General features: G+C 60.5%; 24 protein-coding genes and 3 pseudogenes. 13 read left to right on the top strand and 14 right to left on the bottom strand.

The genetic code is table 11. From position 1 onward, the window contains the following. Nucleotides 1-23: 23 nt before the first annotated feature. Complete coding sequence (locus tag AC1POX_RS19100; protein WP_074053248.1) at nt 24-401, bottom strand: transposase; 378 nt, start codon at nt 399-401, stop codon at nt 24-26. 390 nt (nt 402-791) lie between these two features. Between AC1POX_RS19100 and AC1POX_RS19095 the strand changes: the two genes are divergently transcribed. After that, the gene (locus AC1POX_RS19095) at nt 792-1,745 is read left to right on the top strand and encodes a trypsin-like serine protease (protein ID WP_372356483.1); all 954 of its coding nucleotides are present in this window, start codon (nt 792-794) and stop codon (nt 1,743-1,745) included. A 479-nt stretch (nt 1,746-2,224) separates the two neighbouring features. Here AC1POX_RS19095 and AC1POX_RS19090 read toward each other — a convergent pair whose 3' ends face one another. The 6 genes from AC1POX_RS19090 to AC1POX_RS19065 form a co-directional block, all read right to left on the bottom strand. Continuing rightward, on the bottom strand, nt 2,225-2,923 hold the full coding sequence (locus AC1POX_RS19090) for a transposase (protein ID WP_046932880.1): 699 nt from the start codon (nt 2,921-2,923) through the stop codon (nt 2,225-2,227). A gap of 693 nt (nt 2,924-3,616) precedes the next feature. Continuing rightward, nucleotides 3,617-4,009 carry a hypothetical protein gene (locus tag AC1POX_RS19085; protein ID WP_228735347.1) on the bottom strand — a complete coding sequence of 131 codons (393 nt, stop codon included), beginning with the start codon at nt 4,007-4,009 and terminating at the stop codon, nt 3,617-3,619. Nucleotides 4,010-4,165: 156 nt separating this feature from the next. Next, complete coding sequence (locus AC1POX_RS19080; protein WP_008576638.1) at nt 4,166-5,353, bottom strand: XVIPCD domain-containing protein; 1,188 nt, start codon at nt 5,351-5,353, stop codon at nt 4,166-4,168. Nucleotides 5,354-5,356: 3 nt separating this feature from the next. Next, nucleotides 5,357-5,773: a hypothetical protein gene (locus AC1POX_RS19075; RefSeq protein ID WP_108702759.1), complete on the bottom strand. Its 417-nt coding sequence runs from the start codon at nt 5,771-5,773 to the stop codon at nt 5,357-5,359. A gap of 130 nt (nt 5,774-5,903) precedes the next feature. After that, nucleotides 5,904-6,284 carry a hypothetical protein gene (locus tag AC1POX_RS19070; protein WP_228733848.1) on the bottom strand — a complete coding sequence of 127 codons (381 nt, stop codon included), beginning with the start codon at nt 6,282-6,284 and terminating at the stop codon, nt 5,904-5,906. Between the two features lie 142 nt (nt 6,285-6,426). Further along, on the bottom strand, nt 6,427-6,600 hold the full coding sequence (locus AC1POX_RS19065) for a hypothetical protein (RefSeq protein WP_372356482.1): 174 nt from the start codon (nt 6,598-6,600) through the stop codon (nt 6,427-6,429). A gap of 724 nt (nt 6,601-7,324) precedes the next feature. On the opposite strand from AC1POX_RS19065, the gene AC1POX_RS19060 reads away from it, so the two are divergent. The 4 genes from AC1POX_RS19060 to xopAF all read left to right on the top strand — a co-directional run bounded on the left by AC1POX_RS19060 (nt 7,325) and on the right by xopAF (nt 11,851). Beyond that, entirely contained in the window at nt 7,325-7,720 is a 396-nt protein-coding gene (locus AC1POX_RS19060) for a SymE family type I addiction module toxin (protein ID WP_184515863.1), read from the top strand. A 628-nt stretch (nt 7,721-8,348) separates the two neighbouring features. Further along, nucleotides 8,349-9,341, top strand: coding sequence for a DUF8155 domain-containing protein (locus tag AC1POX_RS19055; protein ID WP_372357195.1), 993 nt, complete (start codon nt 8,349-8,351; stop codon nt 9,339-9,341). Nucleotides 9,342-10,084: 743 nt separating this feature from the next. Further along, a protein-coding gene (locus AC1POX_RS19050; protein WP_126952755.1) for an IS3 family transposase occupies nt 10,085-11,187 on the top strand; the annotation gives its coding sequence in 2 pieces (ribosomal slippage) (nt 10,085-10,343 and nt 10,343-11,187; 1,104 coding nt in all). Continuing rightward, nucleotides 11,141-11,851 (top strand): XopAF/AvrXv3 family type III secretion system effector, encoded by a 711-nt coding sequence (gene xopAF / locus AC1POX_RS19045; protein ID WP_372356481.1) that lies wholly within the window; start codon nt 11,141-11,143, stop codon nt 11,849-11,851. The genes AC1POX_RS19050 and xopAF overlap by 47 nt, the downstream gene beginning before the upstream one ends. Before the next feature lie 484 nt (nt 11,852-12,335). Here the strand turns inward: xopAF and AC1POX_RS19040 are convergent. Beyond that, nucleotides 12,336-12,494: pseudogene (locus AC1POX_RS19040) on the bottom strand (oxidoreductase); the annotation flags it as partial. A 366-nt stretch (nt 12,495-12,860) separates the two neighbouring features. Between AC1POX_RS19040 and AC1POX_RS19035 the strand changes: the two are divergent. The 3 genes and pseudogenes from AC1POX_RS19035 to AC1POX_RS19025 form a co-directional block, all read left to right on the top strand. After that, nucleotides 12,861-13,079 (top strand): annotated as a pseudogene (locus tag AC1POX_RS19035) (DJ-1/PfpI family protein); the annotation flags it as partial. Between the two features lie 6 nt (nt 13,080-13,085). Then, nucleotides 13,086-13,628 carry a DJ-1/PfpI family protein gene (locus AC1POX_RS19030; RefSeq protein ID WP_372357194.1) on the top strand — a complete coding sequence of 181 codons (543 nt, stop codon included), beginning with the start codon at nt 13,086-13,088 and terminating at the stop codon, nt 13,626-13,628. 160 nt (nt 13,629-13,788) lie between these two features. Beyond that, entirely contained in the window at nt 13,789-14,202 is a 414-nt protein-coding gene (locus tag AC1POX_RS19025) for a hypothetical protein (RefSeq protein ID WP_372356480.1), read from the top strand. A 59-nt stretch (nt 14,203-14,261) separates the two neighbouring features. Here the strand turns inward: AC1POX_RS19025 and AC1POX_RS19020 are convergent, their stop codons facing one another. Both AC1POX_RS19020 and AC1POX_RS19015 read right to left on the bottom strand, forming a co-directional pair. Beyond that, nucleotides 14,262-14,606, bottom strand: coding sequence for a hypothetical protein (locus AC1POX_RS19020; protein WP_372357193.1), 345 nt, complete (start codon nt 14,604-14,606; stop codon nt 14,262-14,264). A 42-nt stretch (nt 14,607-14,648) separates the two neighbouring features. Further along, nucleotides 14,649-15,758, bottom strand: a pseudogene (locus tag AC1POX_RS19015) (hypothetical protein); the annotation flags it as partial. Between the two features lie 300 nt (nt 15,759-16,058). Between AC1POX_RS19015 and AC1POX_RS19010 the strand changes: the two are divergent. Further along, entirely contained in the window at nt 16,059-16,370 is a 312-nt protein-coding gene (locus AC1POX_RS19010) for a hypothetical protein (protein WP_218488937.1), read from the top strand. Nucleotides 16,371-16,798: 428 nt separating this feature from the next. Then, nucleotides 16,799-17,386, top strand: coding sequence for a hypothetical protein (locus AC1POX_RS19005; RefSeq protein ID WP_029818559.1), 588 nt, complete (start codon nt 16,799-16,801; stop codon nt 17,384-17,386). 338 nt (nt 17,387-17,724) lie between these two features. On the opposite strand, the gene AC1POX_RS19000 is transcribed toward AC1POX_RS19005, so the two are convergent. After that, nucleotides 17,725-19,311 carry an SDR family NAD(P)-dependent oxidoreductase gene (locus AC1POX_RS19000; RefSeq protein ID WP_218554296.1) on the bottom strand — a complete coding sequence of 529 codons (1,587 nt, stop codon included), beginning with the start codon at nt 19,309-19,311 and terminating at the stop codon, nt 17,725-17,727. A gap of 358 nt (nt 19,312-19,669) precedes the next feature. Here AC1POX_RS19000 and AC1POX_RS18995 point away from each other — a divergent pair, with 358 nt between their 5' ends. From AC1POX_RS18995 to AC1POX_RS18985, 3 genes are all read left to right on the top strand, one after another. Further along, nucleotides 19,670-20,449 carry an SPFH domain-containing protein gene (locus tag AC1POX_RS18995; protein ID WP_014089266.1) on the top strand — a complete coding sequence of 260 codons (780 nt, stop codon included), beginning with the start codon at nt 19,670-19,672 and terminating at the stop codon, nt 20,447-20,449. A gap of 162 nt (nt 20,450-20,611) precedes the next feature. Next, nucleotides 20,612-21,586 (top strand): glutathione S-transferase family protein, encoded by a 975-nt coding sequence (locus tag AC1POX_RS18990; protein ID WP_372356479.1) that lies wholly within the window; start codon nt 20,612-20,614, stop codon nt 21,584-21,586. 72 nt (nt 21,587-21,658) lie between these two features. Next, the gene (locus AC1POX_RS18985; RefSeq protein WP_372168591.1) at nt 21,659-22,054 is read left to right on the top strand and encodes a VOC family protein; all 396 of its coding nucleotides are present in this window, start codon (nt 21,659-21,661) and stop codon (nt 22,052-22,054) included. Nucleotides 22,055-22,186: 132 nt separating this feature from the next. On the opposite strand, the gene AC1POX_RS18980 is transcribed toward AC1POX_RS18985, so the two are convergent. The 3 genes from AC1POX_RS18980 to AC1POX_RS18970 all read right to left on the bottom strand — a co-directional run bounded on the left by AC1POX_RS18980 (nt 22,187) and on the right by AC1POX_RS18970 (nt 24,548). After that, nucleotides 22,187-22,648, bottom strand: a complete 462-nt coding sequence (locus AC1POX_RS18980; protein ID WP_014089269.1) for a membrane protein — start codon at nt 22,646-22,648, stop codon at nt 22,187-22,189. A 255-nt stretch (nt 22,649-22,903) separates the two neighbouring features. Continuing rightward, nucleotides 22,904-23,842, bottom strand: a complete 939-nt coding sequence (locus tag AC1POX_RS18975) for an alpha/beta hydrolase (RefSeq protein WP_372357192.1) — start codon at nt 23,840-23,842, stop codon at nt 22,904-22,906. An 85-nt stretch (nt 23,843-23,927) separates the two neighbouring features. Then, a complete protein-coding gene (locus AC1POX_RS18970; RefSeq protein WP_136733520.1) occupies nt 23,928-24,548 on the bottom strand; it encodes a YiiX/YebB-like N1pC/P60 family cysteine hydrolase in 621 nt (206 codons plus the stop codon). Nucleotides 24,549-24,659: the final 111 nt, after the last annotated feature.

Below are 24,659 nucleotides of genomic sequence, written 5' to 3'. Positions count from 1 at the left end.
AATAACGGGGTCAGGTTAACTTATCAGTCGGCGGTGTTGGTGTTGCGTGGCCGATGCGCGGGCCTGACGCCCGCAAAGCGGTGGGTCTTGGCTTGGACCATTGCGCGGAAGGCGTCGTGGCCCAGGGCTCGCTGCTGCTGTAGATGAAGGCGAATACTGGCGAGCAGTTCGTCGGAGAGGGCTTCATCGAGCAGGGCACGGTAGGCGTTGGATCGCTCGATCGGGTCGTTGCCAAGTGCAAGCCAACAGGGATGCGGTGTCAGTGCGGAGTGCCTGCGCTGGCCTAGGTTGGCAGGGCAACTAGACCAGCGATACGCCGCAGGGTTGTCGGTCAGGCGAGCACGCGCGGGATTGAGCTTAATGTAGCGATAGCAGCGAAGGGCGTAGTCCGCACTGTCCACAAGACATGCTTTGTACCGCGCTTTCCATAGCGTACCGGCGCACCGGTGGCGGCCATTGAAAAATGGTACGTAGTTTCGCCCAAGCCGTTGCGGCGATGATGCGGTCGATTCAACCGCTTCCGTCGCCCGGTTCCAGAATGCGCCACTCTCTTTACGGTGAGACCATGCTTCGTGTTTCAGGCCGAGCCGATTCCTTGAAATTCGTTTTTCGACAACTTGTAATGCTCTTTTGTCAGATAATCACAGGGAAATGATTCAAGGTGACGTTTCAATGACTGATTAAGGTCACTTTCTACCACGCCAATATCATCGATCTATAAAGGCGCGAACGTGCCAGGAAAATCAGTACTTTGAGTCATCCCGAAAACCCCTGATAGGATCCGATTCTTGATGAAAAATCTACAGATGCAAAAGCGCGTGGCATGCCTCGCAATAGTCATCAGCACCTCCTTTGCATGCTCGGCTGCCATGGCGCAGGTGGTCCCTCCTCGCAATCCCGACCGCGACGTCCTGCCGCTCATTTCTGGCTCGAAAGTCGGCGTGAATACAGGATCCTGCACCGTCGGGGCGGTGGTGGTGCCCAGCAACATCCTCTATCGACTGACGCCGTACCAAAATGCCACACGATGGCTCCTGCTTGCCAAGCACTGCTCCCTACCGGGCGGGACGGTCTATTTGGGTGACCAGAACGAGCCAATTGGCACTGTCGTGTGGCAGTCCGCAGCCTCGGACCTCGAGCTTGTGAAGGTACCGCCCGAGCCCAATCCGTCCTATGTGTGGTGCCAGGCACATCACAATAGCGGCGCTGCCATCTGCAATCCGTACTTGCAATATCGGCCCCGCGCGAGCAATCAGGTCTTCATGCCGCGCGGCGGGCGGGAAGCACGTCTTCCTGTGAGCGGGTGGTCCAACGCGCCAGATGAGACATTCTGCACAAGCGGTTGGCGCACCGGTGTCCGGTGCGTTTGGCACGGCATGACACTCGCGCCAGGAATTTGGCGGCCGAATTATGATCACCTCGGTGCCGCGGACTCGTCCGAGTTCGCCAGCCTTGACGGCGGCGACTCCGGCGGACCGGTCGTCACCTACGACCGGCATCTGGTCGGGGTCATCTCGTCCAGTGACGATCGCACCCGTTCCATCCTTTTCTACACGCCAATGGCGCAGGTGCTGCAAGAGCTCTACAGCTACACCCTTGCCCCAAGCAACTTCCCCGCCGCTGACGGCGAGAGCAATCCGCTCTCCCCCGCCGGTGAAAAAACTCTTTGGGAGCTTGCTCCGACGGATGACGACACGGGAGCTACTCAGGCGCAGTCCATGGGCGGACAAAAACAAGCGGGCTGATGTTCATTACGTGGACCTGTGCTGTCAGCATCTCGCGTGAGTCGCGGGAATAGCTTTTCAGTCAACAAAGCGCCGCCTCCGTGCGGCGCTTTGTCATGTGCTCGCGTTGCACCGGGAAAACGGGACGGAGTTAATTGACGGAGGTAATTAAGCGAACCGGGCGTACAATCCCGCGCGGTGATGTCCGATAGCAGGGCTGTGTCGCTACCTTGAAAATAACGAAGCCAGGTTGACTTACCAGTCGACGGTGTTCGGTCTGCGTGACCGATAAGGGGCCTTACGCCCGCAAAACGGTGAGTCTTGGCTTGGACCATTGCGCGGAAGGCGTCGTGACCCAAGACCCGGAAAGTGGGTCAGATTTACTTCGGCGTTGACACCTGGCCCCGTTAGCTGCTGCCGTAGGCCGCGCTTGTGGCTGATCGCTATCTGCCTGGCCGGGTGCGCGAATCTCCCGGTAATAACGGGGTCAGGTTAACTTATCAGTCGGTGGTGTTGGGGTTGCGTGGCCGATGAGCGGGCCTGACGCCTGCAAAGCGGTTGGTCTTGGCTTGGACCATTGCGCGGAAGGCGTCGTGGCCCAGGGCTCGCTGCTGCTGTAGATGAAGGCGAATACTGGCGAGCAGTTCGTCGGAGAGGGCTTCATTGAGCAGAGCACGGTACGCGTTGGATCGCTGGATCGGGTCGCTGCCAAGCGCAAGCCAACAGGGATGTGGTGTCAGCACGGAGTGCTTGCGTTGGCCTAGGTTGGCTGGGCAACTGGACCAGCGATACGTCGCCGGGTTGTCGGTCAGGCGAGCACGCACCGGATTGAGCTCAATGTAGCGATAGCAGCGAAGGACGTAGTCCGCACTGTCCACAAGACATGCCTTGTACCGGCCTTCCCACAGCGTGCCCGTGCGCCCGTGGCGGCCATTGAACAATGCGACGTAGTTTCGCCCAAGCCGTTGCATCAGTTGTCCGATGCGTCCCGCTGCAGGTGGCGTGACTAGCAAGTGCACATGGTTGTCCATCAAGACGTAAGCGTGCAGCTGGCAGCCTGTGGCGTGCAGGGCCTCATGCATCAGGTGCAGATAGCGCAATCGATCGCCATCATCCAGAAAGCACGGCAAGCGGTTGTTTCCGCGCTGCACGATGTGCTGCGGGATGCCGGGAAGGTCGATGCGTGGAAGTCTGGCCATGGCACAAGACTCGCAGCCAGGCATTGGTGCTGATAGCGAGGAAGCCCTGTCGAAAGTTGAGGCTGTAGCCTGAAATTTGCGTAGGAAGTGAACCTGACCCCGTTAGCGCCCGATACCTTGATCGCTGCGTTGCCGGCGTCGACGACATACCTACCAGTCGTCTATCGGGTGGGAGCATGGGGCTGAGGTAAGAATAGGCAAGGGTTGGGGGCGCTATGTAGTAGCTTTGTAGCGGCAAGGCCGGCAGAGATTCCAAGAGCAATCATGAGCACTGCAGCGTACTGGCGACGCGATCCAGGACTCACTGACGCGGGTGCCTCGTTGTGTTGCGTCCTCCTGGTAAGCATGTCGAGCTGTCGGGCTGCACTGTCCCAATCATTGCAATGAACTAAAACCTGATGCACTTCATCGGCGTCATTTATCTGCACTCTGTACAAGCGCTTGCTAGTCTCGTGATCGATTCGAGATTCAGTGAGCATCAAAGTTAGCGAGTCGCAGAGTATCTTGTCCGTACCCGAGTAGAGGATTTCCATGGAGTGAACGCTCCCATTGGGCCGTGCAGAAAAAAACGCTGGCGACTTGAGTGAATAGTGAGATAGGTAGCTGCATGACCGACTGAATATTGCAGTCACGAATTTTATTGCTAAGACTAACGCGGTCAGGTTGACCTGACCCGCTAGAACAGACTTAAAACTAAGGTGCAAATTTTTCTTCTGTATCCACGTAAACCACCAATACCTCTTCGCCCGCATAGGGCACGGTGACTTTCGGCATCCAAAGCTCAGCTGGTGGTATGACAGCTTTCGCCATCGCATCGCACCTAGCACTAATGCCACATCTGCGGATGGCAATGCGCAAGACGCCGCGGTCACTTAAAAAATCAACGCCGGGAGAATAAAATTGGCTTTCCGCCGGCATGCGATAGGTGATTTGGAGCGAGTTGGATCCCACCTTTGCAACTTTGACCGGCTGCACATCACTCTTCCTATAATCAGATCGCAGACTTACTTCTGCAGAAGCAGTCGAGATTGATAGCGAAAGTAATGCTGTCCCAAAAATGAGCCTAATTTTCATATCTAAGTTCATGCCAAGGTCTGGGATCCGTCTAGAAACGTTAGCACCTGCCATCTCGGTAAGCCAAAGCTAACCTCAAACGCCGGAAGCGAGCTACTTGCAAAGTGTTTCAATACTTACGTGTTGTCTCTGCTTGGCTGGTCGAAAGGCTGCTATGACCCAGGTCAATCAGACTTGCAACCTTGGTGCATCTTGCTTTTGACTCTGTTCCTGAATTTCAGCACTCATCGCGAGTGCACGTGTCTGTTCGGCAGACTGCACGCGCGCTTGGCTTTGCTCAACCGAACTCTCCACCGCATCTGCCGTGCGCATTTGCTCACGGTGGTACACGGAGGTGGAAGGATCTCCCTGGACCAGGAAAACGTACTCGCCGGCGGCTGCCCGGGTGCCTGCTTGGCCAAGCACTACGCTGTCTACACGTTCCAGTCCCTGCTCTTTGGCAAGGGCATACAGGCTCCAGGTCATACGGTCACTTGCCGCATCGGGAGCACGATTCAGCGAATGATCGATCCGATGTACGCCATCCTGGATTTGAGCAAACATGGGATCGCTAGGCGATGGAGCCTGCGCGCTGAGCTTGAAACCATCGGATGATCCACGCGACGGCGCGGCCGGATCCTGTGGTATCAATGGCTGCCCACTCGTAGGAGGCGCGATTCTACGATCGTCCGCATCGAACCACTGCTTGCCGTCAAACCTGTATCCGCTGCGTACCGATGCCGCGCCGACGTCTTGATAAAGGTCTTCCCCAAAATCCGGGGCGTTGACTGTCTCACCTTGTGCGTTCTTCGGCAGAACAGGTTGAACGCCGCTGGCTTTCAGCAAGTTGCTGACAACGCCGTTGCTGTTGTTGTGCAGCGGGGAATATTCCAGTTGTGCGTGATTGATCTGATCCCCAGCCTTCAGGGCAGACTCAAGTTTTGTGGATAATTCCTGGTCAGAACCGCTCCAGGCAACGATGCGCTCGTGGCGTTCGCCCGGTGCGGGCCAGTCTGGTGCGGTGACTGTCGCTTTCACGATGTTGCCCTTGGCATCCCTCGCAAGAGCCGGCTCGGAGGGATCCAACTGGTTCAAAGGCACTGGCTCGTAGTTGCCGTCTTGTTTGAGCCGGTACCCAATTTCATAAGGGGCAATGTAAGGGGCTGTTTCAACTCGAATGTGCCCAAATTTCTCCGAGCCAAGAACTGTGCTCTCGGCAAAGTTCGCCAAGTCATTTCCCTCGGCTCTAGTGTCGGGTCCTCCACGTACTACGGTCTGGCTGCCATCCGATTTCTGAAAGAGCAGGTAAAGATGGCGGCGGTCACCAGCAACCTCGCTTGCCCCCACCAAAATTGTCGCCTTCCTCTGCTCATCCATGACTTATTCCTCAATATCTTGCGGTGCTCGATTCACTACCAGTTTGCTCAAGTAGATCCCGTCAGCAGAATGAAAGCCCACCATCCAGGTAACCGGCACAGCTGGCGCTGTCACCGATGGCTGCGCCTCTTTCACGGCAGGGGAAAGCGTGCACATTATTGACGCTTTGTAACCTGCGCCAGGAGAGCTCAACGCTTGGCAGTGAAATCCTAGATCCTCAAGGTTTTTCTGCGCGGCCATAATGGGCGAGCCTACCGGGTTGGCGGCTTGAAGCTGCTGCCTTGCTTTCGCGGCAGACTGCTGAGTATTAAAACCGGGCCGTGAGTCTTGCTGCATGGCAGAGCACCCTGATATGAAGAAGAGACTAGCAGCTGCTAGCAATGCTAAAGAGCTAAGGTTGGCGTGAGGATTCGTTTGCATGACTGACAGCTCCAACGCAATCACACAGATGGTCATCCATGCGTAGTTCGGTTGCAAGTATGCGCCCCAAGAGATAGCGGAGCTATGAAGTTACAGTGGCGGGCTGACCTGACCTAGCCTGGCCCCAATCTTATGCGTCAGCTGCTGCTGCGCCTTTCTCTTTGCCCTTTAGCGCCATGTCGAGCAAGTATTCATAGGTCTGCAGTTTACCCCTGGCCGACGTGGCAACCCAGCAGATCATCCAGAAGAACAGCAGGAAAATCCCCACTATTGCTGTTAATGGAGACATCGCTAGAGGATTGCCACCAGCGCGCAGAACCAGGAAGAGCGACGCCGCAACCGGCAGAAGGCCTAGCTTGTCGATGCTTCCGGCCAATAGCGCAATGCGGCCCGCACGGCGTGTATGGCTGTAGCGAGCGTGATCCAGCATGATCTGCAGGGTTGCTGCCGGATACTTCTTCAGCCAACTCACCTCCTGCATAAATTGCTCTAGCTGATGATCAGTGCGCATTGCTTGATCTACTGTCCATCGACGTAGATCACTGACTATCCCATAGATGCTAATTATCATCAGGATGCCTAGCGCTATCAACGCAACCCAGAAGCCAGCCGTTGCTGCCTTCTTTAGCAACTGGGGAGGAACATTGGTAAAGCTAGAACGAAGCAACGAGGGTCAGGGCGATTCCTAATGCCATAACGATGGCGGCGCCGCGCACGAGGCGGCTTGGGCTGGCAGTGTCGGCAGGAAACTCTGGTAGCGCGCGCAGGCGTTCTTCTAATGCCTTGAAGGTCAAGGGCACGATCGGTCCCACATCGCTACTTTCCATGACACCTACCATCGTTGGGTGATACGGCAAGATTAAAGGTGTCAGGTCTACACAGCCAGGTAGAAGTGATGGGACGGCGCGAAATTTCTTTCGTAGTGCATCCGGTGCAAGCGTAGCGGGCCTGTGACCTCAAATATCTGATCACACAGATCGTGTGTCGCTACTTTTCGGATCTGCCTTCTGAGCACAGATGGCCTCGGTTGACATCGCGATTGGTGCGTTGCAATCTCCAGCCTAAGGAGCGTCGAAACTCCTCACACAGCGGTACCCACCTCCGTCAAACCGGTGGGTTTTTTGTGCCTGCATCCTGCAGGTACAAGCCGACGCGATGCCTGCGTCGGGAGGGCGGCTAATACAACACCCGCAAGGGAAATACGCCCGCCGGCTGTGTGCGGTTTCGAACCTCCCGACATCCCGTCGCCGTTGGCGGCGGTTCTTGGGTTGTTCCAGGAGGGCGTTGCCATGTCTACCGCACCATCCATGCCGGCATCTGTGCCGGTTGATCTATTGCCAGCTTCCGCTCACCGCCTGCTGTTAGATGTAGCCGAGGTGCTACGCCGGCTCGTCGCACGCGCAGCTGTTGAGCAGGCGAGCATCCATCCCGCGCATCCGCTGAGTCGCCAGCTTGGTGCGCTGCTGCACACCTTGCGCCGCCGGGTCGCGCGCAGTGCTGGTGGGTGCAGCAGCGCGTTGCCGCATCCACCAACCACCACCCGGAGGCGCCATGACACGCCGCCGCCCACCCACGGCATCTGCCAGCGCACGGCCCACCCGCACGCGTGCGCGCCCCGCGCCGCCCAAACGGGTGCAGTGGGTCGTTGTGGAACCCGACCGCACCAAGCTGCCACCGATGCTGCCGCCCGACCCGGATGCATCCCCGCAAGGCCCCGGCACGCTGCGCGCACCCCGCCGCGCCCGCCGCCCGCGCCAATGCACCGTCAGCTACACCCACTACCCCGGTGCCCACGACCACGCCGGCGACCAGCACGTGCCCCACGTCCGCCTCAGCGGCCTATGGCTGGAACAACTGGGCTTTGCCATCGGCACCAAGCTGCGCATCACCGCCAGCGAAGGGCAGCTGCTGATGGAGGTGTTGCCGCCGGTGGAGGTGCCGCTGTAGCCGCGGCGCTAGATGTTGCCCCCGCAGTATGCAAGACAATCCGTCCAGGGGCATAAGACGCGTGCTGCGTAATGATGTGTTTGCTTGATTAGTGCTTAGGTATAGTGGTCACGCGCCCTCTATCAGGCTTGCGCGCCGACCATGACCACCGAGTAGAGGTAAGTATGCGGATGTTGACTGCGTTCCTTTCAGTTTCCCTTATATTGCCAAGCTGCAGTGCGGTGTCAGCCACCAAGGCGCGGCACTCCATTGCATATCCCACAGAACTCCAGGGGATGTGGGATCTGGGGCCACAATCGTGCAAGCTACCCTTGAATCCTGATTCTGATTCGCCCATACGCATCGAGAAGACCCGGCTGCGTGGGTACGAGCACGAGGAGGTTCCGGTAGCAATCAAGCTTGTTTCCACCGGCCCGCACGCCTGGGTTGTTTCCGCCAAGTCGGACATTGCGCCAGATATAAAAACTGATGACTTGTACATTTTGAAGGGCGAGCATCTAGTGATTTCCGACGGTGAATCAGTCAAGCAGTATCGTCGGTGTAAATAATTGAGCAAGGTTTGACATGATCAAGGAGAGACGTCATGGCAGATGAAGACGGGAATGTCGTTCAACCTGCGCCGTACAGGCTGCAGCAATTTCATAGCCCCAGGCTCGGCAACCAGCGTGTCGAAGATTTCGAGGGTTTGGTCACCCATCATCCCGGGGCAAATGCGCGTGCTCAAGTGGTGGACGGCATTCCTGTCAATGTCGAAAACCCGCGTACCCGGTCTTACGGTGTGATTGGCGGGGAAATTCAGGAGCTGGAGACGCGTAGAACTGACGGCGGACCTTCCAGCGCTCTGGGCGCGGATCAGGTGCTATTGACCAAAGATTTCATGCTTGAAGATAGCCGGATCCCGCCAGGTGGTGCCAACGTTCGCGCCGTTGATGTGCCTTCGCCTGTTGCAGGCTATGTAGCCCGTGTTGATGCCGACCGGTTTGGTGCCGTAGATATCTACGATCGCAAAGGCGGCGAATTGGTCGCGCGCATCTTGCATCTGGATCCAGTCGGTGTTTCGGTAGGAGACAGCGTGGAATACGGTCAGTCGCTCGGTACGCAGAGCAACAAGGGGCTCCCTAACGCCGGCAAGCATGTCCATATGGAGATGGATACGCGTTACTACCAGCAATCCGAAAACTACATGGAAGACCTCGCGAGCGGGCGCCTATCGGTTGATGCCCAGACACGGATTGGTGGCATCGAGCCAAGGCCAATTGTGGACGACGGCACCATCCGCATAGGCGAATCGTCTGACATCGTGCGGCAGGTGCAGCGCACATTGAATGCTGAGGGATTCCGAGGCGCAGATAACCAGCCGCTTCAGGAGGATGGCGTGTACCGTCTGTCGATGCAGCCGGCTGTCATCAACTACCAGCAAGTCTTCATTGTCCAAGGTGCCATCAACGACCCGGCACACCAGCGCGCACACATGCCGACCGTGGAAGCCGTGCAGACGCCAGAGATCCAGTCATTTGATCGCCTGCAGGCAATCAACCAGACCCAGGCGCGCGAACAACAGCAGGCGCTGGAGCAATCGCAGCAACCCGTCAGCCAAACCGGTCCATCAATGACGCGCTGAACGTCATGCCACGCGGCGACTTCTGGTCGTGGGCTTGCATCGCTTCCGTCGGGTTGGGAGATCGCACTTGGGTGACTGCCACTGCAGCCTTGCACGCGTCGGTTGCCGCCACGCTGGCCGATGCCGGACAGATGGATCGCCGACGACGCACTTACTCCTTGGGTTTCGATCGATACGCTGCTTAAACGGCAGGGAAGTAATTAAGCGAGCGACTCATGCAAGCCCGTGCGACGCTGTGCAATAGCGTGCCTGCTTCGCTTCCGTCACGATAATTTCTTCTTGAATGCGAGATGTTGGCGACGTCGCGTCAGCTGCGTCCGGACCTTTCCGTACCTGATGCGCGTCATCCAGCAGGGTGGGGATCGTTGTGGATCTTCTTGGCTGATGATCACCGGCATCACCAAAATGCCACGCACGATCTGGGTCACCGGGTAGGTTTGAAGGTGTGCTGGGCAGACCAAGTACATGTCGTCTGCGTGGGTGTCCTAGGGTAAGAGATTCGGGTGGTTCGATTGTCTCATCTGTTTTAACTCGCTCGTTTAATCTGCGGCGTTTTTCGGATTATTGCAGATAAGTTCGCGGCCACGTCCACTGGCGAGTGCGTATTTTGTAAGAATTTCTCTGTGGATCGATAGAGGTAATTTCCATGACAAGTAGTATCAATCGTTACTCATACGACGCCCCCCCGATTTTGAGTAGCACCTCAGTTTGGAGTCCAATTCCCTAACTCGAGGAGATTGGACGTGAAGAAGCGTTTTTCTGAAGAACAGATCATCGGCTTCCTGCGCGAAGCTGATGCCGGTGTGGCGATCAAGGACCTGTGCCGGCGGCATGGCTTCAGCGAGGCTTCCTATTATCTGTGGCGCAGCAAGTTCGGCGGGATGAGCGTGCCCGATGCCAAGCGGCTCAAGGACCTTGAGTCCGAGAACGCGCGGCTGAAGAAGTTGCTGGCCGAGCAGCTGTTCGAGAACGACCTGATCAAGGATGCACTGCGAAAAAAGTGGTGAGCGCACCGGCGCGTCGCATGCTGGTGCGCGAGTGGATCGGGCGTGGTGCCAGCGAGCGTCGTGCGTTGGCAGTGATCGGCATGAGCGCCAGTGCGCTGCGATATTGCCCGCGCGAAGATCGCAACGTCGCACTGCGCGAACGCATCTGTGCGTTGGCGCATCGCCATCGCCGTTATGGTGTGGGGATGATCTATCTCAAATTACGACAGGAAGGACGCATCGTGAACTACAAGCGTGTGGAGCGGTTGTACCGCGAGCAGCAGCTGCAGGTCCGGCGCCGCAAGCGCAAAAAGGTGCTGATAGGAGAGCGTCAGCCGCTGCTGCGGCCATCGCAGGCCAATCAGGTGTGGTCGATGGATTTCGTGTTCGACCGCAGCGCCGAAGGCCGAGTGATCAAGTGTCTGGTGATCGTGGACGATGCAACCCACGAAGCGATCGCCATCGAGGTGGAGCGCGCAATCTCGGGCCATGGCGTGACACGCGTGCTGGATCGGCTGGCGCACAGTCGCGGCTTGCCACAGGTGATCCGCACAGATAACGGCAAGGAGTTTTGCGGCAAAGCGATGGTGGCCTGGGCACATGCGCGTGGCGTGCAGTTACGGCTGATCCAGCCTGGCAAGCCAAACCAGAACGCCTACGTCGAATCGTTCAATGGCCGGCTGCGCGACGAATGCCTCAACGAGCACTGGTTCCCAACCCTGCTGCATGCGCGTACCGAGATCGAACGCTGGCGACGCGAATACAACGAGGAGCGACCCAAGAAGGCCATTGGCGGCATGACGCCATCTGCGTATGCCCAACAGCTGGCCAACACCGATATCATCAACCCCGGACTCTAAACCCGGCCGCTACTCAGAGCGGGGGGACGTCGCATATAACCCAACTAATTTCCCTCAGTTTGAGCAACTGTCTGCCAGCCAGAACCAGGCCGAGCGAAGCCATCCTAGCGCTCCGCTCAAGGATCGCAGTCATGAAGAAGCGTTTCCCGTGCGCCTGGCATCTACACGGATAAAGAGATCCTCCGGAGCAGGTCGGGAGTTCGCATTGAACCGAAATAAGCCGATCAAGGGCGTTGGCTACTCGACCCAGCCTGCTGTAACAGCTTCAACCGGGACCTCTAAGCCTGGGGTTCTCTGCATGACTGACGGGATGGACCTTTGCGTTGGGGTTGCGGTCGGGGGAGAAAAACCCTCCCAGAATGCAGGCAAGGCGCGGGTGTTCCATGTTATGCCCGAAAATCGCAGAGCGCAGTGGGAAATTAAAAGCTATATTGAGAGTCTTCGTTCGCAGGGGTATGCCGCTAAAGCAGCAATCCATGGAGGCGATAGTAGCTCTCGCTCAAGCGTCTCAAAGATTCAAGCCATTGAGGCAACCCTTGGGGCGATGGACGTACCGATTGAATTTAGCAGCACCGGTGCTGGTGCCAATAATGGCAACGGCCCGCTGGGCGCCGTCGTAGAAGAAAACGGAACTGTAAGGTTCGTAACAAATCTCGTTAAGTAGTCATCTGGCGGATTAGCTCCACGTGCAGGGGCTAGTCCGCCATTCCAGCACTCTGTCTACTTATTGATCAACGGCGCGGCTTGCCGGGCCGATATGCTTTTGCTTCAGTGTCAGCGTGGACCACTGCGACCGTTCGCCCACATCCGATCAAGCGAATTTCGGCATCTGGGGATCAGCCATTGGCATGGCAGTTTTTGTCTAGGAATCGTATGTGTCACTGGCGCCACATTTGCGGGTAACGGTGCGCAAATTCCGTCTTCGTTAGAATCGATTCCTGGGAAATCAAGAAATTCGGCTGGTAGGGGTTAACGAGATGTTGCATTGCGTCCTGCTGCCCAGCTACAGCAGATCCCAGCCGACACATGTGCACGCATAGGGCGGGGACTCTGAGCATGCTTACAGCGCTGAGTGCGCCCGGTTGGCCTTCAAACCCTCAAGCGCTGCTAAAAAATGACATGCCAGCGCGTAAATGGATTGACGTCCACTACGCTTGCGACGTAGGGCGAATCACCAGGCTGCCGACCTCGACATCCTCTGGCTGATCGATCGCATCGGCGATGGCGTGCGCGATGGCCTTGGCAGGCAGGCCGCTTGCCTCGGACTGCGCCTGCAGGGTTTGCCGCAGCGTTGGGTCGCTCACGGTCGGTTACCAGTCGCCGAGCGCGTTCGGCCATGCATTCAAGCGCATGCTCGGGGCGGCACCCAGGCGCTTGGTGAGGCCGGGCGAGAGATAGCGCAGCAGCAGCCGGTTGTGGCGATCATCCGGAGCCTTGTTTGCCTGTCCTGCGGCGCTGCCTGGAGAGGCGACCGTTGAAGTGGGCCTTGCGCGTCTCAACGCATGAGCGTGGAGCATGCCTGGCGGCCGCCACGCTGATGCGGGGCGTCCTCACACCGCACTGCGCAGCGGTGCATACAGTGGCCTGCGCACCACCGCAATCGCTTGCGCTGCAGTGCGGGCTCATCCATGCGCGACGCCAACACACTGTTGGTTTCATACAGAGGAACTGCCATGTCTATCGAACGGGAGCAGACCCATGCCAACCATTCGCGCCGTCTGGTGCTACGCACCGCACTGCTGGGCAGCGCTGCGATGAACTGCGCCGGCGCAACGGCCAACGATGCGCGTCCGGCAAGCGCGCGGCGCGACAAGGTGGCCTCAGATGCAGCGCAGCTGACGCTAGGCATGTTGGTGTTCGAGGGCTTCCAGTTGCTGGATGTGTTCGGGCCGCTGGATATGTTCGGCAATCTGGAAGGCAAGGTGAGGATCGTGATGCTCGGCGAACGTGTCGGCGCAGTCGCCAGTAGCGCCGGCCCAACGGTTGCGGTGGAATACGCGCTGGATTCGGCGCCCCCAGTCGACATCCTGATGGTGCCGGGCGGCATGGGCACGCGCCGCGAGGTGGACAATGCCGCGTTGGTTGCTGGCATTGCGCGCCTGGCGCACACGGCGCCGCATGTGGCCAGCATCTGTACTGGCGCCGCATTGCTTGCGCGCGCCGGCCTGCTGGATGGGCGGCGCGCCACCACCAACAAGCGCGCCTTCGCCTGGGTGACGTCGCAGGGTCCGAAGGCGGAGTGGGTGAAGCGTGCGCGCTGGGTGGAGGATGGACATCTATTCACGTCCTCCGGCGTGTCCGCTGGAACGGACATGGCGCTGGCGCTCATTGCGAAGATATTCGGCCACGACGCTGCCAAGGAAGTCGCCAGCATCGCGGAGTACGTCTGGAACGAGGATGCCGGCGACGACCCGTTTGCCACCGTCCTCGCTGCCGGCTGAGTGGTTGCGCTGAGGCTGTCCTGTCGATCCGGCTCAGCGGCAAGATGCGACCAGAGCCGCAATACACCAGTTGGGGCCAGACTGCTCGCTGATGGAGCGCCGTGCAGCGCTTGATCCTGGTCCACCTGTCTACCAGCCCGCAGCAAGGAGCCGCGCCCCCATGCCATTGGCCATCTTCCGTCGTTACCTTTCGTTCGCGGCCGCCGTTGCCGTTGCCACTATTTCAGGATGCGGCATGACCAAGCCCCCGATTTCAAAAAAGCAGTTTCCGCAGAATGTTGCGGCACTGCTTGCAGGTAAGGAATCGGCTGTTGTCGAAGCCGGGAAACTGGCCGATTTTGCCTGGAGTCGGCTGTGCTTCGAGCGCGAGGACAGTTTGTTGCTCACGTTCGATCAGGGCGGTGAGACATCCGTACTGTCGTTGCCTTACGAAGAGTTCTTCGTTGATGAAGCCCATGTAGCCAATTCGCTGGAAAATAGCTGCATCACGCCGGCCGACCGCATCCTGGTCAAGAGAAAATATTCGGGCGATCACGGGCGTATCGAGTTTCAAAAGGCGACGCAGGAGGGCTGAGCCATGGCCGAGGTCACCCATTCGAACGGTGCCAAGCGCGGTCATGGCGGCGACCATGTTCAGACGGATTCACGTGCGCGCAGGTGATTGAGCAGGAGGACGTGCTGCACTGGCGGCATCGGCATATCGCGCTGCCCGTGGTCCCATTGCTGCAGGAATGGGGTCAGATACGCGCGATGCCAGGCATTCAGACGCGTACGCGCGGCATGGCGTGCGCGCACGCGCTCAACCACCGCTGCCGCAGCGACGTCGTCCCCATGTTCCAGATGGTGGAACACAAACGCCAGTAATGTGCTGTCGGGACTGGCAAGCAGCACATCCTGGGCGATTGCCCCGGTGCTGTGGCCTTCCTCCATCGTGCGCATGACCATCTCGAGGTCGCGATCGAAGAATGGCCCAGACAACTGCTGCGCGATCACATCGAAGTAGTACACGTCCAGGGCAGGGAGGGCAGCGGCCAGACGGTCGAAGGCGTTGCCCAGCTGCGCATCGCTGTGAGCCGGGTCCAGTCTTAAGCCGCCATACGTGCCGATGTCCTTGGGGTTGAGCGCATGCTTGCCGAGCAGCGGTGCGGCGCGATCGTATATGTGCAGGTCGTGCAGTTGGGTGGTTGCCGAACGTTGCTGCCAGTCCAGCAGCCGGGCGTGCTGCAGGCCTGCCTGGACAATCAACTCCCCACACGTCGCGTCGTGGGTGGCCCACAGGCACTGGCGGCTGCCGTCGCGGTCGCGGGTCCAGCACCATGGATGCTCGGGTTGCACGGCAACCGCCGACCAACCCGCCTGCTGCAGCGCGGCGCTCAGGCGCTGCTCCACCAGCATCGGGATCAGTTCCTGCACGCGTGCGAGCTGGCGCAGGGTCCTGTTGCGTGCGGCCAGCAAGGCAGTGGGCGCGCGCTTGGGCTGCAGGAAGAAGCGCAAGCCGGCGTTTTGCTCGATCTCGCCAGGCTCCTGGCTCTCGCTGAGGTGAGGCAGCGCGAGATCTTCCGACACGCCGCGCCGGCGCTTGAGTCCACGCCGCGCGGCAATGCCACGGATTGCCTGCAGGTCATCGCAGGCGACAAGACCGTCCAGCGACGACGCCAGGCCGTCCTCGGCGGTGAATGTGGCGTCGAGCCAGCCGTTGACCAGCAGGCCATAGAGGTCAGTGAATAACTCGCCATCGTCGGCCTGATCGGCAAGCGTCAGCACGGCACGGAACAAGGCGGAAACCGGCATGGCGTGGCCGGTTCCCGTTTGCTGGTAGAGCACGGATGCGTTTTCTTCCAGGTGTAGATAGCCCGTGCCACGATCGCTCTCCAACCAGCACGATGTCTCGGCAGCCCTCGCTTGGGCGCGCAGCGCCGCATCGTCGATGGCCTCCACCGGCGTGCGCACCAGCACGTCGTGGCGCAGCAGCACCTCATGCATGCGCAGCCAGGTCAGGCCGGTGTCGTAGCGTGCCTGCAGGTGGAGCAAGGCGTGGATGAGCGCGGCCTGGTGCGCGGCGTTTTGCGTACTGCGATCGACCAGGTGGATGGCGCGTTCGATCACGTCCTCGATCGCGTGCTGTGACATGGGCAACGTCCTTGCTGGGGGCCGCGACAATACGCACCATCGTAGCGGCTCGCGACAACCGATCAACGACTTCGCCGGCCTGCAGCATTTTGCGAGTGCACTTAAGTCCGCCTCTGGTGCCCATGTGAGTTGTCGCTGGCCCGGTGCAAGGCCGCTAACAGGCAGTGGCTTCACTTGCTAGCAATCGCGTCTTCAGCAGTGTGTCGTGATGGCGTGAAGGGTGCGTGGTTGCGTGCTGTTGAACGCATCCGGCCTCCTGGATCACAGTGCGGCGACGGCCTAGCGCCGATCATTGCCTGCATGAATATCGGGAACCAGATCACGGCGCGCACCGTGACCATCACCTCGGGCGACACCGGGCGCGCGCACAGTAAAGTCAATGTGGAATTGTCGGCGCGCCCTGATCCGCGGTGGCAATCGTGCTTCCACTTCGTCGTGCAGGGCCGCGATGGCTTCTACATGGAAGGCCGCCCGATCTTCGACCAGTCAAACTTCGAAGCTGTCGTGCCAGCCGGGCAGGTAGATGCCTTTCGGCACGAATTGCCGGAGGTTTTGGCCTTGACCAACACGCTTGCGCGCGCGCAAGCCATCAAGGATACGGATCGGCGATAGCGCAGAGCCCGGGACGATTGCAGCGTGAGTCGGCCATGCACCGCGCGGCAAAAACTGCACAAGGCGCGGGTTCATCTGCTCTGCCACTGGAAGGAAGCTTCTTCCTTCTTGCGTAGATGCCAATGCAGGCGCGCCCTGCTGTTCGGAACACCTCTGTCCCCGCTTTACATCGTCAGATGCCGCTCAACAGCGAGGGCTGTCTGGAGATGGTGCGAACATGGCCGGTTTCTGTGTCGAAGGATGCAGAGCGTCGCGGCCACATCGTGGGCAAAAGCGCATCGCTCGGCCAGGCAAATGTGATGCCTCCGGTGATATGTGCCTCACTTTGGGCGTGGCACTTGCACCGGAGTTCAAGACTTCACGCAACCTGCCGCTATTCCACGCTCACCAGAAGGTTCGATGGAACTGTGGAGGCTGTGTTTAACGTGATGATTCGATTGCTCGTTGTGTCCTTGGCGGCTGCGTGTGTCGCCCCCGTGCTGGCTGCCGAACAAGCGCCTGCGCGGATCGATGGCACGGGTGCGCGCATCCGGATGTTTGGTCAGAACGGCGTGGGAATCGTGTTGTACAAGGACGCTGTGTGTACCGCCGCGTATGGTGAAAAGGTGCGTGCGTCCGGTTCGTTGGGGAGCGCGTTCGGCTCGCTGATGGGGTCGGTGAAGAACCAGGCGATCGGCATTCCGGAGACCCAGAACACGCGCAACCTGCACGAGCGCAAGATGATCGGTTCCAAGCCGTTCTACAAGGAATATGCGATCGAAGCCGGCAAGCCGGTGGTGGTGGAAGCCGGTGCCAGTTCGCCGGCGCATTGGACCAGCACGCCGGGCTTCAAAAGCGGTTGGACATGCGGGCCGTTGCTGGCGTCCACCTTTGTTCCGGAGGCGGGTGCCGATTACGAGGTTGCGTTGGACCTGGACTTTCGCAACTCGGTCTGCACCTTGGCGGTCAAACGGGTTGCCGTTGATGGACAGGTAACTCCTGTCGATGTGGCGCCCGTCTCCAAAGACTGCAAATAATCTCTAGCGTTGCATCAGCTCAGGATGTGGCCAGCGATGATGCAGGCCAATGACGAGACGTTGGCCTGCGTGATTGCAGCACGCGGGCAAAAAAGCAGGAATGGCATCCCTGACGACAGACGTGGCTAGATGGAAGACGAGTCGTTGATGCTGTCTGCCGCCTCTGCAAGGATGTGCTGACGATATGGTCGACACGTTTCTTGCACGCACTTGCAGTCTGTGTCACTGCGCATCGCGCCAACAGCGCCGGATGCCCGACAGCGTCAACCGAACACCGTTTTTGCTGGTGGTGAGGAATGCGCATGCCGGTATGGATCGCCAGGCCCCGTCATCGCGCCTCACCAATCGGTCGGCGCGTAATCCTTCAAGAACTGCCCCCACACATGTTCGCCGGTGTTGAAGCCGTGGATGATCGGGTCGACGATACGCGCGGCGCCGTCGACGATATCCAGCGGTGGGTGGAAACGTTCTTGCTGCACCTTGAGCGCGGCGATCTCTGCCGGGTCTTCGTCGGTGACCCAGCCGGTGTCCACACTGTTCATATGGATGCCGTCGTTCTGGTAATCGGCCGCCGAGGTGCGCGTCATCATGTTCAACGCGGCCTTGGCCATGTTGGTGTGCGGGTGGCGCGTGGTCTTGAAGTTGCGATAGAACTGGCCTTCCATCGCCGAGACATTGACGATGTGCTTGTCGCGTTCGGGCGTGCGCAGCATCAGCGGCTTGAGACGCGCATTGATGATGAAGGGCGCGATGGCGTTGACCAGCTGCGTTTCCAACAGCTCCACCGACGGCACTTCGGCCATCAGCAGGCGCCAGGAATTGCGGCCGCGCAGATCGACCTGCTGCAGGTCCTGATCCAGTCGCCCATCAGGAAACAGATGCTGCTGGCCTACCAGCTCGTCGTCCAGCAACGCGATCTGCGAGAGTTCGGCGGCACGGGTGAGGCCGTCGGCGCTGTCGAGCCCACGGCCATGCACCGCGGGTAACGCGGTGGCCGAGGCATCGCGGAGCAACTCCGGGGTGCGCAGGCCTTCGTAATGACCGACAAGATTCCGCACGGTCTCCGGCAGTTCGTGCAATGCGGCGGTTTCGCCGGCCATCATGTGGGCGTAGAACTGCGGCGGGCGACGCACGGTCTGGCAGGCGTTGTTGATGATGAAGTCCAGCCGCTCGCGCGTGGCCAGCAGTTCATTGCAGAACGCTTCCACGCTGGGGGTATGGCGCAGGTCCAAGCCGAACACCTGCAGGCGATGACCCCACTGCGCGAAGTCCGGTTCCTGCGCATAGCGCGCGGCCGAATCGCGCGGGAAGCGCGTGGTGACGATCAACTCTGCCCCGGCGCGCAGCAGCTTCAAACCCGCCTGGTACCCGATCTTGACGCGCCCGCCGGTCAGCAGGGCGACGCGCCCGCGCAGGTCGGCGGTTTCGGTGCGCTTGAAGAAGTTCACCTCCGCACAGGTGGGGCACATCTGGTCGTAGAAATGATGCAGCTCGGTGAACTTCTGCTTGCAGACATAGCAATGGCGCAGCTCGGGCGAATGCGTGGGCTCCGCCGCGGCAGTGGCGTTTTCGCCGTTGTGGGCGTCGTGCAGGCCGGCGGCATGCGGCGGGAAATAGTTTGGCGTGCTGAACACCGGTTTGCGTCGTAGTGCGCGGATACCGCGTTGTTCCAGCAGCGCTTCGGCCTTGCGCACCTTTTCCTGGTGGCGCTCTCGCTCTCGCTGCTTGAGCAACTGCCGCCGCGCCTTCGGCTCGGGGTGATAGACCTTGGCAACCACTTGATGCAGCCGCACGCGGTCGGCTTCGGGCAGGGTGTCCAGTACGCTGCGGTCGGCGTCGATGGCCTCCAGCACGTCCAGGGCCGCGCGCAGGCGGTCGGTCAGGGGCAGCTCGTCGTTGGGCACGGGTGGGGCGTTGGTGTTCAAGGCAGATCCGGAATGGGCGGCTGGCAACGCAGGCACGATGGCCGGCAGCCAGCAGGCGAAGACGATGACAGGAGCAGGCGGGCAGGGCGCCGCTGCGCTTGGCCGCTGGGCGGGATGTCGGCAGGCGGACATTTTCGCCGATTGTGGTTGGCTGGCGCCAATACGGGCGGCTGAGCGGGTCAGCCAGGCTGTTGCCGCGCGCTCGGCTGGCGGCCTTGGGCGCTCTCCGAGCGACGAACTGTCGGCGAACGTCCCCAGCTGCGGGCAGGATGCGACTGGCCGGATGTTTGGGTAACCTTCCGCCACACCGGCGCGAATTGGCGCCCGGGCATTCAAGGGGACATCGATGAAGACTTCCATGCTGGCCATCGGGCTGGCCGGCTTGCTGTGTGCGTGCACCGTTGTGTCGCCCGATCCGGGGCAGCAGGCCGTGTTGGTGGATAAGCCCTTGTTCTTCGGCAAGGGCGGCATCCGCCTGGACGATGTGCGCGATCCCGGGCGCACTTACACCTGGCTGACCACGTCGGCCAGCTATGTGGATGTGACGCCGCAAACCGTGCAGGTGGCATTCGACGATTTTTCCTCCAGCGACAACATCCTGTTGGACTTCTCCACCCAGATCCAATACAGGATTACTGCGCCGGCGCTGCTGTTGTCCAGGTTTGGGCAGGATTGGTTCAAGAACAACGTGGCCAGCCAGTACGCGTCCATCGTGCGCGACCAGGTCAAGCGCTACGACATGACCAAGATGATGAGCGACCCGGACACGGCCAGGAAGATCGACGATTCGGTGACACAAAACGTCAGTGCCTTGGTCAAGGAGCAAGGCCTGCCGATCCAGATCCAGAACATCACCTTGGGCCGCGCACGTCCGAATCCGGATGTGTTGCAACAGATGAATCTGACCGCCGCGCAGCAACAGCGGGTCAAGACCCTGGTGGAGGCGACCACCGCAGAACGGCAGCGCGAGCAGGAGCAAGAGGCCAAGGCCGACGCCGACAACGCGTACCGCAACCGCATGGGGCTGACGCCGGAGCAGTACCTGGCCAGCCAGATCGCCGAGCTCAATGCCGAGGCCTGCAAGAAAGCGCAGGCGTGCTACATGGTGCCATCGGGAACGGCGGTGATTGCAAGATAGGTGCGTCTTGCCGGCCGCCAGGCGCACGCACCGGGCGATGCGCCTGCCTGCATTCTTCCACGGTGATCGCGTGCCACGCTCGCGCACCATCGCGCTGCTCACGCAGCCTGCAACATCGCTGGGCTACGGTCGCCAGTGAGTGTTGCGGCGGGAGAAAGCACGATGGGTCTGTTGGTCGATGGCAAATGGCAGGACAGGTGGTATGACACCAGCAAGAGCGAGGGGCGGTTCGAGCGCTCGCAGTCGCAGTTTCGCAATTGGGTCACGCGCGATGGCAGCGCCGGGCCGCATGGCCAGGGCGGGTTCCAGGCGGCTTCGGGGCGTTATCACCTGTATGTGTCGCTCGCCTGCCCATGGGCGCACCGCACGCTGATCTTCCGGCGCCTGAAAGGGCTGGAGTCGATGATCGACGTGTCCATCGTGCACTGGCTGATGCGCGAAAACGGCTGGACCTTCGCCGATGGGCCAGGCGTGGTCGGCGACACCGAGAATCACGCGCAATATCTGTACGAGGTGTATCTCAAGGCCGACCCGCATTACTCGGGCCGGGTCACGGTGCCGGTGTTGTGGGACCGCGAGCGCAAGACCGTGGTCAGCAACGAGTCGGCAGACATCATCCGCATGTTCAATAGCGCCTTCGACGCGATTGGCGCTGCAGACGGTGATTTTTATCCGGAGCCGCTGCGCGAGCAGATCGATGCTGTGAACGCGCGTGTCTACGACACCGTCAACAACGGGGTCTACAAGGCGGGCTTTGCGACTACCCAGGCGGCCTATGACGAAGCGGTGTTGCCGTTGTTCGAAAGCCTGGACTGGCTGGAGGCGCGCCTGAGCGCACAACGCTATCTCTGCGGCGACCGGCTCACCGAAGCCGACTGGCGCCTGTTCACCACACTGGTGCGGTTCGATGCGGTGTACGTGGGGCACTTCAAATGCAATCTCCGGCGCATTGCCGACTACCCGCAGCTGTCTGGATTCCTGCGCGAGCTCTACCAGATGCCGGGGATTGCCGACACCGTGAACTTCCAGCACATCAAGGGGCATTACTACCAGAGCCACGACACCATCAACCCCACCGGTATCGTCCCGATGGGGCCGCTACTGGATCTGGATGCGCCTCATGGGCGTGGCGGCTGATTCGCATGGTCGCCATGGCACGGCGGGTAAGGTGGCGTATGCTGCGCACCCGCGCGATCAACAGGCGACGTCATGCTCAATCATGTCATGGTAGGAACGAACGATATCGCGCGTGCGCGAGCGTTCTACGATGCAGTGCTAGGAGGTGTCTTCGGTGCGCCTACGCCGTTCGTCAATCAGGCAGCAAGCGGGCACACGCGCCTGTTCTACCGGCATGCAGGCAGCACTTTTTGTGTAAGCGAGCCGATCAACGACGAACCCGCCAGCCCGGGTAACGGTGCAACGGTTGGCTTCAAATGCGACTCGCCGGAGCAAGTGCAGCACTTTCATGACAGCGCGGTCGCTGCTGGCGGCATTTCCATCGAAAGACCGCCCGGTTTGCGTGAGAGCAGCATGGGGCCGACGTGGTTGGCGTACGTGCGCGACCCTGATGGAAACAAGCTGTGTGCGATCTATCGCCCGGCGTGAGCAAGGTCTGTTACGCGGTCTGTCACAGGCATAATTTGCTGAGTTGATAGCGGCGACGGAGCGCTATGCGAGCACGGCCTGCACAACCCGTGGCAGGCCTTCAAGCATCATGCATGGATCCGTGGAGATGCGTTATCGCTTGGCCGCATCGCGCATGATCAGCGTCGCCGCGCCTACCGTGATTGCGTCTTCGACCACGCCGGTGCTGGTTTGGCCATAGCGCTCGATCGCACGCATGCGTGCATTGAAGGTGAGATAGGCGGCGGCAACGGCGGTCGTCGCACCGAGCAGCGCGGCGATGCCGCGTTGTTCGCGTGGCGCCAATGCAGTGCCGACGATCACACCTGTGGCGATGCGCGCAATCATGCCGGGCAGCACGATGCGGTCGGGCGCGGTCTTCATCTTGTCGCCGGCCAGCTCGCCGCCAGCCAATGCCAACATGCCGGCCGATGCCAGTGGGTTGGCGAGCAGTGCCGGCGCACCATTGTCGGCAGGCAGCTTGCCGGTGCGTGCAGCATTGGCGACGGCCGCCAGCGGCGTCATCGACCGCATGCCGGCGACGACGCCCATCAGGATGGAGTGGATCAAAGCCATGTGCACCTCTGCATGTGCTCGACCATCGCAGGCGGAATGCCTGCGCGTGGCACGCTGTCATCGATCTGCGCAGACTAGGGCGTGGCGTGTGTGGGAGTTGGCAAGATGTTGTGCACGCTACGCATCGGTTGTGCTCGCATGCCGGCCGCTGCCATGCGCAAACCGCTGGCGCAGCAACCGGTGGTGTCCGTGGCTGACCGCTGCGGTGCATGCCATTGCCTTGGGCACTTGAATATCCCGAGGCCATGCCTTGCGTCAGCGCTCGCTCCGATCGGCAGCCTTGCTCCCGAGCAACACCTTCAAGCCGTGGGTGATGCCGCGCGGCCCGATGCTCAGGTGGTCCTCATCGTTGAGAACCTCAAGCGTGAGATGCAACGACGGATAGCCACGCGCACGCAACGCACGCGCCATGTTCTGGGTATCGATGACCATGTCGTAGGTCTGGTGATAACGCACTTGCTCGTACTCACCGACGTACATGTACACCTGCGCCGGCAGATCGCGATGCGTGGCTGCAAAGGTCTTTTCCTGCGCCACCATGGCATGTTCGCCATACCAGTACGACGGGCTCCCGAGGATATAGCCAGAAAACATCTCCGGGCTGCTGAGCAGGATGTCCGTGCCGAGCAGGCCGCCGTACGAATGCCCCAGATACAGGCGCCGCTGTTCGTCGGTTCGGTAGTGGTTGGCCACAAACGGCAAGACCTGCTCGCGCAGGTAGCGGATATAGGCAGCGCTCTTGCCGTGGGTCGCCACCGGCGCCGCGTTAGGGCCGTCTTCCGGCGTCGGCGTATAGTCGCGCCTGCGGCTGGGCATGGGTTCCTCGCCGACGGCGTAGGACAGCCCAACCAGGATGAAATCCTCGATGGCCGGGCCTTCGCCATTCAAGCGACGTGCGATCTGTTTGACCAGCGCAAACGCGTAGTCGCCGTCGGTGGCGTACAGCACCGGGTAACGCCGCTGCGGATTTTCCGCATAAGCGCGTGGCAGGGCGACGAAGACCTGATAGCGACGCCCCGAGACTGGATCCGGTACGTCCCAGACCTGCGTATCGGCCAGCTCATAAGGGTGGCCCTCGCCACGCTGCCTGCCCGGGGCGTGGGCAGGCGTGCGCACTGCGACCGCTGCCTGCGGCGTTGCTGCTTCAGCCGGCGTCGGCGCTGGTGCCTTGCCGCAGCCGACCAACAGCGCGATCCCTAATCCTGCCAACATCGCATTCTTCAAAGCAGTCTCCTGCAGGGTCACCCCGGAATCGTCTGGGGACATCGGCACGCGGCGTTTAGTTCAGCCGACCCATCGAGGTCAACGCCGCCGTCGTGGCCATATCGTTCGGATTGGTGCCCGGCATGTCCTGCGGCACAGGCATGCCCTTGCTGCGGTAGAAATCGATCCAGTATGGCGAAATCTTGCCGGTCTGCAGGTTCTTGAAGTTCATCGGTTGCAGGGCGAACACGTGATGCGCGCGGAAGGCGCGCTCGATGAAATCCGAGCAGTAATAGCGGTTGTCGTCCTGCACGTAAGTGTCGTTGTAGGGCTTGCCAAGCATGCGCCGTGCCTGGGCAATGGCATCGGGGATGGCAGGACGATGTTCGGGGGTGAGCCGATACACGAAGATCTGCCGCTGCTTGGCGGTGGCCTCATCGATGAATGCCTGCAGTGGCTGCTCGCGCGAACCGTGCTCGTCGGCATGCAGCACCACCGCAACGTCGCCTGCATGCGCCACCAGCGCGACATGGTCGAAGCTGGGTTGCCCCTGGGTGGCAGTTGCATCGTCGATGGCGCCGCTCAAGCCGGTGTGCGCCGCAGTGACGAACAGCAGATCGCCATCGCGCACCTTCAGCGCCAGCGCCGTGGCGGGCAATAAGGCGACCAGCAGGAACAACAGCAGTGCGATGCGCATGGTGCGAGGCTTGAGGACGACGGAGCCGGCATTATCGCCGGGATGTGCGGCGGCGGTGCCAAACGCATGTGGGCACTGGGCGCGTATCACACGCATCGGTCGCAAGGCGCA

Source organism: Xanthomonas sp. NCPPB 3442 (assembly GCF_056725145.1).
Note: the sequence above shows the minus strand (reverse complement) of the source record. Positions and strands in the feature narration are given on the sequence as shown.